Source organism: Streptomyces sp. NPDC047525 (genome assembly GCF_040643025.1).
GTDB classification, from domain to species: domain Bacteria; phylum Actinomycetota; class Actinomycetes; order Streptomycetales; family Streptomycetaceae; genus Streptomyces; species Streptomyces durmitorensis.
The window spans coordinates 283,268-295,309 of record NZ_JBEYTL010000007.1; the positions used below are offsets into that span (position 1 = coordinate 283,268).

The 12,042-nt window shown below is 69.9% G+C and carries 9 protein-coding genes; 3 read left to right on the forward strand and 6 right to left on the reverse strand.

Annotation, left to right across the window (positions count from 1 at the left end; all coding sequences use genetic code 11):
- Positions 1–16: 16 nt before the first annotated feature.
- Positions 17–799 carry a GPP34 family phosphoprotein gene (locus tag ABZ833_RS22225; protein ID WP_361049196.1) on the reverse strand — a complete coding sequence of 261 codons (783 nt, stop codon included), beginning with the start codon at positions 797–799 and terminating at the stop codon, positions 17–19.
- 168 nt (positions 800–967) lie between these two features.
- On the opposite strand from ABZ833_RS22225, the gene ABZ833_RS22230 reads away from it, so the two are divergent.
- A complete protein-coding gene (locus ABZ833_RS22230) occupies positions 968–3,568 on the forward strand; it encodes a D-alanyl-D-alanine carboxypeptidase (RefSeq protein WP_361049198.1) in 2,601 nt (866 codons plus the stop codon).
- A 226-nt stretch (positions 3,569–3,794) separates the two neighbouring features.
- Positions 3,795–5,657: an MFS transporter gene (locus tag ABZ833_RS22235; protein WP_361049200.1), complete on the forward strand. Its 1,863-nt coding sequence runs from the start codon at positions 3,795–3,797 to the stop codon at positions 5,655–5,657.
- Between the two features lie 32 nt (positions 5,658–5,689).
- On the opposite strand, the gene ABZ833_RS22240 is transcribed toward ABZ833_RS22235, so the two are convergent.
- From ABZ833_RS22240 to ABZ833_RS22250, 3 genes are all read right to left on the reverse strand, one after another.
- Entirely contained in the window at positions 5,690–6,574 is an 885-nt protein-coding gene (locus ABZ833_RS22240) for a MerR family transcriptional regulator (protein ID WP_361049202.1), read from the reverse strand.
- Between the two features lie 70 nt (positions 6,575–6,644).
- Entirely contained in the window at positions 6,645–7,280 is a 636-nt protein-coding gene (locus ABZ833_RS22245) for a hypothetical protein (RefSeq protein WP_361049204.1), read from the reverse strand.
- A gap of 61 nt (positions 7,281–7,341) precedes the next feature.
- Positions 7,342–9,420: a transglycosylase domain-containing protein gene (locus tag ABZ833_RS22250; RefSeq protein ID WP_361049206.1), complete on the reverse strand. Its 2,079-nt coding sequence runs from the start codon at positions 9,418–9,420 to the stop codon at positions 7,342–7,344.
- A gap of 432 nt (positions 9,421–9,852) precedes the next feature.
- On the opposite strand from ABZ833_RS22250, the gene ABZ833_RS22255 reads away from it, so the two are divergent.
- Entirely contained in the window at positions 9,853–10,983 is a 1,131-nt protein-coding gene (locus ABZ833_RS22255) for a hypothetical protein (protein WP_361049208.1), read from the forward strand.
- A 46-nt stretch (positions 10,984–11,029) separates the two neighbouring features.
- On the opposite strand, the gene ABZ833_RS22260 is transcribed toward ABZ833_RS22255, so the two are convergent.
- Positions 11,030–11,338: an antibiotic biosynthesis monooxygenase family protein gene (locus tag ABZ833_RS22260; protein ID WP_361049210.1), complete on the reverse strand. Its 309-nt coding sequence runs from the start codon at positions 11,336–11,338 to the stop codon at positions 11,030–11,032.
- Between the two features lie 48 nt (positions 11,339–11,386).
- Positions 11,387–12,010: a helix-turn-helix domain-containing protein gene (locus tag ABZ833_RS22265; protein WP_361049212.1), complete on the reverse strand. Its 624-nt coding sequence runs from the start codon at positions 12,008–12,010 to the stop codon at positions 11,387–11,389.
- Positions 12,011–12,042: the final 32 nt, after the last annotated feature.

Genomic DNA, 12,042 nt, shown 5'->3' on the forward strand with positions numbered 1-12,042 from the left:
GACCATTCCGACCGGCTCAGTGGGCCACGGCACGTGCCATGGACCCGCGGCGCGGCTGCATCGGAACCCCGCCGGGTTCCGGCGCGGTCCTGGCCGGCTGTCGGCCACCGCCCGGTCCACCAGGCACACCCGGTCCACCCGGTCCCGCTGGGGCCGGGCTGCGGCGTGGCTGAGCGGCCACACCGTTCTGGACGTCCATCACGGCGTGCGCCACGAGGCCGCCCATCGGGTCGTGCCTGATCAGGTCCCGGAGACGGGAGCGCGATGAACGCCCCTCGTTGCCGGGGTAGAGGTGCTTGCCGAGTCCCACTGCGTGAGCGAGCGCGGCGAGCGCCGCGGTCCGCGGGTCCGGAGGTACGCCGGTGCGGATCGCACTGTCCAGTCGGGACCTGATGTCCCGGCTGATTGCCGTGTCCGTCGCTTGATAGCGAGTCGTCGGCAGTACTCCGCACATCTGGCCCGATACGGCATGCACCATGCCGCACCGCTCCAGGTGCGCGAGGTAAATCTGGCGCAGCCCCAGTCGGGGCCCGCCAATCCAGTGGACTGCCCGAACCGGGCTGCCGCGCCTGCGCAGCAGTTCCAGTGCGGAGTCCAGAGTCGGATCTCCGGTCGGCCGTGGCATCACCACGGCGATACGATCCCCGTCTGGGGCTATCCGTCCGGCCAGCGCCAGCTCCACTAGCTGTGCTCCGGCCAGACCGAGGTCGAGCGACTGCGGCTGCGCTGTGGTACCCGTGGCCGGGTCCAAAGCGAGCAGCAGAAGCTCCTCCGGAATCGTTCTGCGGCTCTTGCCCATCCATGCCTCCCCGCGTGGATGAATGACAGGGTGACCCCTCTCACATTGGTCTGTCGAGAGTGCGTGACCGGTAAGTACGGGAACCAGTAGGTATGTCGTTCTCGTCTACCACGGGGGTTAAGCCCCCACACAGGACACTGGTACATGGTTCGGACAGTGGGTCCGGCCATGTTTTGGCGCAACGGCAACGCGAGCGGCATGGCGTACGAGGAGGCATCGGTGGCGGGCGAGACCCCCGACAGGTCGAAGCAGCGGAAGTCGTCGGGGAAACCGACTGGGTCAGAACCGTCCGTGCCGGCGCCGGAGGAACGCGACCCGCGTCTTGCGGTGGCCCGCGAGGTCCCCGCGGCGCGCGAGGAGACGCGCGACGAGGTGCGCGACGAGGTGCGGCAGGACAAGGCGACGGCGGTCTTCTCGACGAAGGCGGTGGCTGAGGCGGCGGAGGCCTCCGGCTCCAAGGACGCCGAGGGATCCGCCGAGGGTTCCTCTGAGGCCGCCGAGGCCGAGGCCGAGCCCAAGGGCGAGGAGAAGGGCGACGCGCGGCTGCGCGCCGCTGTGGCGGCGTGGGTGGCCTCCGCGGACGAGGAGGGCCCCGAGGCCGCGGAGGGCGAGAAGTCCGCGCAGGAGGCGGCTGCGGCCGACGAGGAGGCTGCCTCTGGGGAGGACGCAGCCTCCGCCGAGGACGCGACCGCCGACGACTCCGAGGCTGACGAGGAGGACTCCTCCGACGACTCCGAGGCTGCGGACGACGGTGACGGCGACGGCGACGGCGACTCCGAGGCTGAGGCCGCGGCCGCGGCCGAGCCCGAGCCCGAGCCCGAGGCTGCGGCTTCGGAGAGCGATGCGGCCGACGAGGCCCCGGCTGACGACGAGGCCGACGCCTCGGAGGACTCCGAGCCCGCTGACGCCGCCGACTCCACGGATTCCACCGAGGACGACGCCGACGCCGACGAGGACGAGACCAAGGCCGAGGCAGAGGTCGAGGACGAGACCCCCGAGCCCCCCTCCGGCGGAGTCGATCAGGCCACCGCCGTCTTCAAGGCGCTGCCCCCGAAGGCCGTCGACCAGCCGACGACCATGCTCAAGCTGAGCGACCACAAGCCCGAGGCCAAGAAGCCGGAAGCCAAGAAGCCCGAGGCCAAGGACGCCGCCAAGCCCGAGGCCAAGGTCGCCGACAAGGCTGATGACAAGCCCGCGGACAAGGCTGAGGCAAGGCCCGCTGCAAAGCCGACCGCAAAGCCCTCCGCAAAGCCGGAAGGCGAGGCCGAGCGCACCAGCAAGTTCGTCGCGCTCAAGCCCCTGGACAACGCCTCGTCCAGCGGTGCGCTGCCCCCGGCCAAGGCGGCCCCCGCAGCCGGTGCCGCAGCCGGTGCCGCGACGTCCGAGAAGGCGCCCACGCCAGAAACGGCGCCCACGCCAGAAAAGGGCAACGTAGGACCCGAGCGCACCACCCAGCAGCCTCTTCCCCCGAGGCCGCCGCTCGACCTCCTTGCCGAGCTGACCAACACCCCGCCGCCCCCGGAGACCCGCGTGCGCACCACCGTGCGCAGGGTCAAGATCTGGACGCCGCTGGTGCTGCTCATGGTGGTCGTCTTTGCGGTCGTACAGGCAGTGCGTCCGCTGCCGACGCCCACCCTCACGCTCACCGCGAAGGAGACGGTTTCCTTCGAGGGGGACAAGCCGTCCATGCCGTGGCCGAGCCAGGGTGAGGCAGCGATGGACGTCAACGGCATCGGGACGTTCGGCACGAGCGGCAGTCAGAAGCCCGTGCCGATCGCGAGCATCGCCAAGGTCATGACCGTCTATCTGATCCTCCGCGACCACCCGCTGAAGAAGGGTGGCGACAACGGCCCGGACATCCCGGTCGACGCCGCGGCGGCGAAGCACTACGAGACGGGCAAGGCGGACAACGAGTCGGTCGTCAAGGTGACCGAGGGTCAGAAGATCAGCGAGTACGAGGCGCTGCAGGCGGTCATGCTGCCGTCCGCGAACAACATCGCCAAGCTGCTCGCCCGCTGGGACACCAAGAGCGATTCCGAGGACGAGTTCGTCGCGAAGATGAACAAGACGGCCAAGGAACTCGGCATGAAGAACACCCACTACACGGACCCGAGCGGCCTGGACAAGACGACCGTCTCGACCGCCGAGGACCTCGTGAAGCTGGGCCGGGCCGCGATGGAGGACCCGGTCTTCAACGAGATCTCCCGCCAGCCCAGCTACAAGGACCTCAACGGCGACAAGCAGAACAACTTCTTCGGGCTCGTCCCGACGGTCGCCATCGGCATCAAGACCGGCACCACCACCGCGGCGGGCGGCAACATCCTCTTCGCCGCGGAGAAGAAGATCGGCGGCGAGACCCGGACGATCATCGGTGCCGCCCTCGGCCAGTACGGGCAGAACGGCGTGGCCAACATCGACGAGGTCACCAAGGTCACCCGCACGCTCATCGAGGCCGGGCAGGAAGCGCTCATCGCCAAGAAGATCGTGAAGAAGGGCGATGTCGTCGGCGAGGTCGACGACGGCCTTGGCGGCACGACCCCGGTCGTCGCCACCAAGGACGTCACCGCCGCGGGCTGGTCGGGCCTGACCGTGAAGCTGAAGCTCGGCGAGGACGGCGGGGAAACCATCCCGCACTCGGCGAAGGCCGGCACCAAGGTCGGCGTGCTCAGCGTCGGCGACGGCAAGGACGGCGCCGTCGAGGTGCCCGTCGCGCTCCAGAAGGACCTCAGTGAGCCGGGCTTCGGCGCCAAGCTGAAGCGCGTCGGCTGAGGCGGACGCGACGCACGCAGTACAACGCAACGCGGCACGACGCAGGAGCAGTACGACGCAGGCGTGGGCGGAGGCGCGAGCCGCCGCCCACGCCTGCTCCCTGCGGATTGTGCGTGCTAGCGTCACAAGTTCGGGGAAGTACGCCGGGGCTTGGTGACGGGGTGTTCCGGGACGGGCCCCCTGACACGACCCCCGGACGGACAGAACGACACGGGGAGTGCCGCAAGTGGCCACAGCGGAGCCGACGCGAGCCGACGACGCCGATCCTGATTCCGGCACCGGTGGCGGCACCCGCACCGGGGCGCGAATACAGCTGCCCGCCCAGCGCCGAGCCCACCCCGAGGCGCCCGAAGAGGCCCCCGGGTGGATGCGGTTCCTGCGGCACCCCGTGACCATCACGACCCTCACCGCGGCCGTTCTGCACGTCCTGTGGTTCTTCACCTTCGCCAACAGCGGCGGGGACCTCGCCGCGCAGGACGCCTGGGCCGAGTTCGTCGGACGGCACCCCGACTCCGCGTACAACCTCGCCTGGTACGGCGGCATGCACCCGGTGTCGTACAGCGTCGTCTCGCCGTATCTGATGTCGGTGCTCGGCGTCCGGACCACGATGATGATCGCCGGTACGGTCTCCGCCGCGCTGCTCACGATGATCCTCATCCGCAGCCGTGCGGTGAAGCAGCCCCTGTGGCCCGCCTTCGCGGGTGTCTTCGCGCTGTTCTGCAACGCGGTGTCGGGCCGCGTGACGTACGGCCTCGGTCAGATGTTCGCGCTGATGGCCGTCGCCGCCGTCTTCTGCTGGCCCTACCGCTGGCGGTACAAGCGGTGGGCGAAGGCCCTGGTCGCCGCGCCGTTCGCGGCGCTCGCGACCATGGGAAGCCCGGTGGCCGGACTCTTCGTGGGCCTGGTCGCCGTCGCGCTCTTCCTCAGCAAGCGCTACCCCGGCGCGTACGCGCTCGGGCTCGCGCCCGCCGTCGTCGTGGGCCTTTCCGCGTGGCTCTTCCCGTTCTCCGGCACGCAGCCGATGTCGTTCGGGTCGGCGTCACTGCCCCTGATCTGCTCCGGCCTCGTCTTCTTCCTCGTGCCGAAGCAGTGGAAGACCGTGCGGATCACCACCGCCGTGTACGCGGCCTTCGTGCTCGGCGTCTGGCTGATCAACTCGCAGATCGGCTCCAACATCAGCCGTCTCGCGATGTCCTTCGCGGGCGTCGCGTTCCTTGCCGCGCTGCCGTTCACGGTGAAGAAGTCCCGCAAGTGGTACACGATCGTCATGGCGCTCGTCGCCTTCACCGGCTGGGTCGGGTTCAAGGCGGTCGACGACATAGTGCACACGACGCCCCAGGCCTCCTGGACACGTGAGCTCGCGCCGCTCGTCAACGAACTGCAGGAGGTCGGCGCCGAGAAGGGCCGCGTCGAGGTCGTGCCCGCGCGCAGCCACCGCGAGGCATCCGCGCTCGCGCCGTACGTGAACCTCGCCCGCGGCTGGAACCGCCAGGCGGACATGGAGCGCAACCCCCTCTTCTACGACGACACCCTCAACTCCGCGAACTACCACGAGTGGCTCCAGCGCTGGTCCGTGCATTACGTCGTGCTGCCCAAGGGCGAGCCCGACGGCGACGGGGGCAAGCGCGAGGCCGCGCTGGTCGAGCGGGGTCTGCCGTATCTGAAGCAGGTGTGGGTGGACTCGAACTGGCAGCTGTACGAGGTCACCGACCCGACCCCGCTCGCCGATCCGCCCGCGGTCGTCGACCGCGCCGAGGCGGGCGGCATGACGATCGAGGTGAAGGAGGCGGGCCGCGTCCTGATCCGCGTCCCGTACTCGCCCTGGCTCAGCCTCGTCGACGCCGACGGCAAGGGCGTCGAGCGGCCGAAGGAGACCGAGGAGTCCAAGCGGCAGCGCGAGAACGACGAGGACGCCCCCAAGGAGTTCGACAACCTCAACGGCTGCCTGATGGAGGCCGAGGAGGACGCCGAGGGCGACAAGTGGACCGAGCTGCTCGCTCCCGGCCCCGGTGTCTACCGCCTCGGCGCCCCCTACCAGCTGCCTCGCGGCACCGCCTGCCCGGAGGAACTGCGCGAGAGCGTGCGCTAACGGAACGCGGGCTCGCTCACCTGCTCACTTGCTCACTCGCCCACGGGGAACGCCACGTCGCACACCTGGTCCTGCGGGCCGGCCGTGTCCCACTCCACGAAGTAGATCTCGCGGCACGGCCCCGTGACCTTCAGGCCCTCGCGGGCCACCCACGCCTCCACCGCCTCGAACGCGCCGAGGATCTGCGGGTAGGAGACCTGGGCCTTGGTGATGCGGGTGTAGGCGATCCGGCGTGCGGGCTCCACGCGGGAGCTCGTGCCCCGCTCGCGGCCCGCCTTCTGCGCCCACGCCCGCGCGGCCGCCGCGTCCCTGACCGGTACGCAGGCCTCCGCGGGGCCGTCGCTGTCCTGCGTGACCTCCGCGTGGTAGACGACGAACGGCGAGTCCGCCATGCCGCCGCACTCGCTCTCGGCCGCCTCCTCCAGGCGACGCGTCGACGCGTCGATCCAGACCGGCAGCTCCTCGGAGAGCACGTGCCTGCTCTCGCAGATGACGTACTGCTCCGGCACGTCGACGGTCTTGACCTCGAAATCTTTCGCGTACATCTCAAAACCTCTCTCGGACAGTCGTCCACGGAGGTACCCCACGAGCGTGCGCTGCTCCGCGTGCCGCTCCTCGACGTCCGCCCAGTAAGCGGCGACCGCCCGCCCCGCCTGCTCGCCGTCGAGCCGTACCGTCGCGGCGATGTCCGCGAGCGGCATGCCGAGGCGGCGCAGCAGGACGACCATGCGGGCGTGCTCCACCTGCGCCGGGCGGTAGTGGCGGTAGCCGGTGGACTCGTCGACGTACGCGGGGGTCAGCAGTCCGAGGCGGTCGTACAGGCGCAGCGCCTTGGGCGAGAGCCGTGCGCGGGCCGCGAAGTCGCCGATGGTGAGCAGCGGTTCGCCGCCCTCATGTACCTGTGCGTGCGCGTCCATGGGGGAATCCTCCGTCACCGGGCCCCTTGGCCCGGCACGCAGGACGATGGGCTCTGCCCCAGGGGGAAGGTCAACCGGTGTGCGGGGGAGGGGCACCCCGGTAGCCGTAGTACGCCTGCGCCTCCAGCCATCGGCGGTGCCTGCCGCGCCGTACGCCGACGATGATCGCGATGCCGGCGCCCGCGAGGAGGCCGAGGAGCGGCACGACGACGGTCACGACGATGCCGCCGACGAAGGACGCGAGGTCGGCGTCGTCGCCGGGTGCGAAGGTGAGGGCGCCGCGTGCGTCGTCGCACATCACGCGGTAGTCCGCGGCCGTGTCCGTCTTGAGCACGAACACCCGCTCCCACTCGACGCTGCCCTTGGTCACGGTGAAGCTGCTGTCCGGCGTGGTCACGCGCGGCGCGGAGCCGGAGGGGCCGGAGACGACCTTGCAGTGCGCACGGGCGATGAAGGGGCTGCGTACGTAGATGGCGGCGTGGTCGTCGGGTCCGATCCGCAGCGTGACGGACTGCCCGCTGGCGAACGCCTCGCCGTCGTCGACGGAGTCCACGGTCGAGGTCAGCGTCAGGACGAAGCTCGCGATGCCGATGCCCATACAGATCGCCGCGATCACCCCCGCGACGACGAACCACCGCCGCCGCGGGCGCAGTTGCCGCGCGTCGATGCGTGGCGGCGGCCCCGGAGGTGGCCCATAGGGATACATATCGGAACAATGACAGCCGATCGGCGGCGGGGGAAGGCCCCAAGGGCGAAGAGCGGAACGGCTATGAACCACCGTCAGCGGACGGGGAGTTCACGTAGTCCTGCCAGATCCGCACCGGAAAGACGTTCCCGTGCTGCGAACGCGCCCCGCCCACGCCCGACATGGGCATCAGCTGCGCCTGGCCCGCACTGGTCCGGAACATCGTCACGGCGGTCGACAACTCCTCGGTGGTGGCGGTGAACCAGGCCGACCGGAGGCGGTCCTGATCACCGGTGCGCCCGGAGACGACCGGCCGCTGGACGGACGCCGCGCCGACGCCCCGCATCGCGCCCGCGGCCTCGTCGGCCACATCCGGATCCAGCGCGCGCCGCGCACCGGGCCTCGCGAGCCCGCCGACGGTCTCGTCGTCCTTGACGACCTTGGTCACCGAGTAAGGATCGTGCTGCAGGCCGCGGTTGACGAAGGTGCTGTAGGCGCCGGCCATGCGGATCGCGCTGGGGGTCGACGTGCCGATGGGGAAGGTCTTCTCCAGGCGCGCCATGCTGTCCTCGAGCAGCCCCGAGGAGACGGCGGTGCGGCGCACGCGCTCCAGGCCGACGTCCTTGCCGAGGCGTACGTAGGTGGCGTTGCCGCCCTTGGCGAGGGCTCGGCGGAGGGTGGGGTGGGCGGAGTCGGGCCCGCTGGTGCTGCCGCCGCTGCCGCTGCCGAGGGTGGGCGCGGCCACGCCCGAGCCGTCCGAGCGGGCGCCCTGGAGCAGGCCGTCGTCGCCGTAGAAGCTCCCCGTGGACACGGGCTGCCACCGCGTGCTGCGCCCGGCCGACGTACGGAGGCCGTGTTCGAGGGCGGAGGCGAGCACGAAGGGCTTGAAGGCGGACCCGACGGGGACGCCGGAGGTGTCGGCGTTGTTGGTGAAGTGCCGGGTGGCGTCGGCCCCTCCGTACAGGGCGACGATGGCGCCGTCGGACGGCCGCACGGAAGCGGCCCCCACCTGCACGCCCTTGTCGGCGGCGCGCTTCTTCGGATCGATGTCGCGGTCGACGACGCGCTCGACCGCGCCCTTCAGGCTCCGCACCTTGTCCTTGTCGAAGGTGGTGTGGATCTTGTAGCCGCCGTGCGCGAGGTCCTTGTCGGTGAGGGCGGTGTGCTGCTTGACGTACTTGTTCGCGACGTCGACGAGATAGCCGGTCTGCCCGCCGAGACTGGTGGCCCGGGACTCCTTCTGGGGCTCGGGATAGGCGGTGAACTTCGCCCGCACACTGTCCTTCATCAGCCCGGACCGGACCTGCCGGTCGAGGATCCACTTCCAACGGGCCACGGAGCGGCGGTGATTGGCCTCGCTGACGGAGGGGTCGTACTGCTCGGCGCCCTTCAACAGGGCGGCGAGTGCGGCACCTTGACTGGGGTTCAACTGCCGTGCGGGGATGCCGTAGTAGGCGTGGGCGGCGGCTTCGATGCCGTAGGCGCCACGCCCGAACCAACTGGTGTTGAGATACCCCTGGAGAATCTCGCGCTTGCTCTTCTTCCGGTCCACCTTCAACGCGATGACGAACTCCTTGACCTTCCGCGTCACCGTCTGGTCCTGGGAGAGGTAGGTGTTCTTCACGTACTGCTGGGTGATGGTGGAGCCGCCCTGCGTCTCCTGCCCGCGGACCATGTTGACGGCGGCGCGGGCGAGGCCCTTGGGCGAGACGCCGGAGTCGCTGTAGAAGGTGTCGTTCTCGGCGGCGATGACGGCGTTCTCGACGGCATCGGGAATCTCCGAGAGCCGCACGTTCTGCCGGTTCACCTCACCGGTGCTCACCATCTGGGTGCCGTCGGCCCAGTAGTAGACGTTGGCCTCGCGCTGGGCGGTCGCGTTCTCGTCGGGGATGTCGACGGAGGCGTACACGAGGGCGAAGAGGCAGCCGAGGGCGGCGAGCGTGAGGGTGAGGGAGCCGAGCCCTTGCCGCCAGGAGGGAATCCACCGCCGGAGGCCGCGTCTGCCGAGACGGGGGTAGTCGATGAGGCGTCGACGGAGGCGGTGCAGGCGGTGCAGGCGGCCCAGGCGGAGGCTGCTGAGGCTGCTGAGGCGTGGCTTGCGGGCGCGGGGGTGCTTGGGCTTCCTGCGCGTCGCGGGCTTCCCCTGAGTGTGTGTCCCCATGGTGGAGGAGAGGGGACGCGGGGGCGGGGTGGTTGGCCGGGACCGTATTAGGGGGACGTAACAGCGGGGGCGATGGCGGTGAGGCCCTGGTGGCAGGGCCCGGCCGCGGCGGCTCCCCTTGGCCACGGCCGGCCCGCCTCAACCATGGGGGTCGGCGTGCGGGAGTGTGCCGATCTCCATGGGAGCTCAAGAACCGTGACGTCGGTCGTCGGTCGGACCGGCGAGGTCCGATGCCGCCGGTTCACGTATCGGGTTCCCAGGGAGAGGCGCTCAACACTGGTTGAATGCGCGAACGCCGCCCCGCCCCGCCCTGGGCGCGGTGCGGCAGCTCGTCAGGGGACGGGGACGGGGACGGGAGACGGGAAGTCGGCATTGCGTGAGCAATCGGCGGCACCTCCTGCGAGGCTGTGTCGCGTGACCTATGCAGTGAGTGTGGATACGCGGATAGCCAACGGCACCTCGGAGATGGACGAGCTGCATCGGGTCGGCGCCGGCGCTCTCCTCGAGGACGGCTTCGATTCCGTCGAGGAGATCGAGGGCCCCGACGGAATGGAGGTGAAGGTCCTCGACACCTTTGTGGGCGTGTATCCCGGTGGTGCGCTGCTCAAGGTCTTCGTGGACGCCCCGGCCCTGGAGTTCGCCGAGGAGGCCGTCCGCGAACTGGTGGAGGAGCTCCTCGATCGCACGGAGCTGCTCGCCGACTGGACCGTCGAGCGATGCCAGGTGGAGCTGCAGCCGGACCTGGCGAAGGAGAGCCTGGACGCGGCGGACGGCCCGGACGCTCCGCCGGACGACGTCGAGTCCCGCCGCGCGCGGCTGATGGGTCTTGCCGGGGGCGCGGCGTCGGCCCAGGAGGCAGGAACGACCGTCGACTCCGACGCGATCCGCTCCAAGATCCGCAGCATGGCGCCACGGCTGGCGGCGTTCGGCTCGGGAATGTTCGGTGGGCAGGGTGAGGAGGGGCCGCCGGAGAGCGAGGGCTCCAGCACTAAGACGGAGGGGGATGCCGAGCTGGCGGCGGGGGCATTGATCTGGGGCATGGACGTACTCCTGGACGAGCTGTTCCAGGACGCGTACGCGCTGGACCGTGAGGGAACGAACGTCGCCGAGTGCGGCCGCCCCATGTGGCTCCTGGACGAGCTGCCCCCGCGCTACGCCCTGCAGTACGACGCACGCTTCGCCCGTCGATTCCTGGTGACGGCGATCGCGCTGACCACACGGCTCACGGAGGGCAGCTTCCAGCAGCTGAGCTGCGTGGCCGAGGAGCTGACGCTCAGACTCCTGCTGCGCGAGGCGGCGGCCACGCTCGACACGTTCGGTCTCCTGGACGAGGGCGTCTCATCGGCGCTGGAGTGCTTCGCCGATCGGGTCTACGAGGACATGGACCACGAGTGGCTGTACGACGACGCGATGGACGGCATGGACGAGAGCGAAACGGGCACGGTCACCCCCATGGGCCCCATGGGCATCGCGACCTGGTTCACCCCTTTCAGCAAGGACCGGTACATCCATCCGTACGCGGCGGACGAGCCTGACGGCTCCGAGGGCGAAGAGACGGACTGAAGCAGGGGCGCCAGCTCAGCTCACGGAGGCGGTTCGCAGTCTCCGCTCAGCAGTACTCGGCGACAACCTCGTAGAAGCCGGGGCTGGCGCTGGCGAAGGTTGCTGCTTCGGAAACGGAGGCGACCACCGTGGGATTGGCGCCGGCGGCCTCACAGGCTTCGACGCTGTCCCAGTGTGCGATGTTGATGAGCTGGAAGCGCGCGTCCGGCAGCAGGGAGCGGTGCAGCCGGACGTCGCGGAACCCGGGTGCTGTTCTCATGAGGGCCGCGCGTTCACGCCACTGTTCGACGAACTCGTCGGCTCGTTCGGCGGATATTTCGATGACGTTGATGAAGGTGACGCCCTGATCAGTCATGGGAGGTTCCCTTTTCTTCTGTGATGCGTCCCGTCGACGGGCTATTGGCTATTGGTGCAGCAGGCCGACGAGTGTCTCGGCCCACCAGCCTTCGACGCGGGCAGGTGTCCAGTGACGTTCGACTGTGAGCGTGGTGTAGACGTCGACGTTGCACAGCGCGGCGTAGACGTCGAGGGCAGCGGACAGGCTCAAGCCAGGACGCAGCGTGTCGGCGGGCCAGGTGGAGAAGACCTCGCTGCGGAACTGGTCGGCGTCGCGGCGGGTTTGGTCATAGACAGTCGAGAGTTCGGCGTCGGTCCGGCCGGCTTCACGAATCAGCCGGATGAGGTCGCCGGCGTGCTCGAAGAGCCTTCGGTCGTAAGCGGCCATCGCAGCCAGTTGCCGCTCGGGCCCCGAAGCCGCCTCCAGCTCGGTGAGCAGCTGGGGCATGTCCGCGGACAGGTCCGCCGCATCCACCAGGGCACGGACCAGGCCGGTCTTGTTCCCGTAGGCCGCGTACACGGTGGGCACCGACACGCCTGCCTCGCGCGCGACTTCACGCATCGTGGTCGCCGCCCAGCCTCGCGAGACGAACAGATGACGCGCCGCACCGACGATCTCGACGCGAGTCTGATGCGCTTGGGCTTGCCGACGCTGTGAGTCGTAACTGCGACGCCCCGGCGCCTCTGCCACGCCTGCACCTCCTCGATGCCTCATGTATTGAA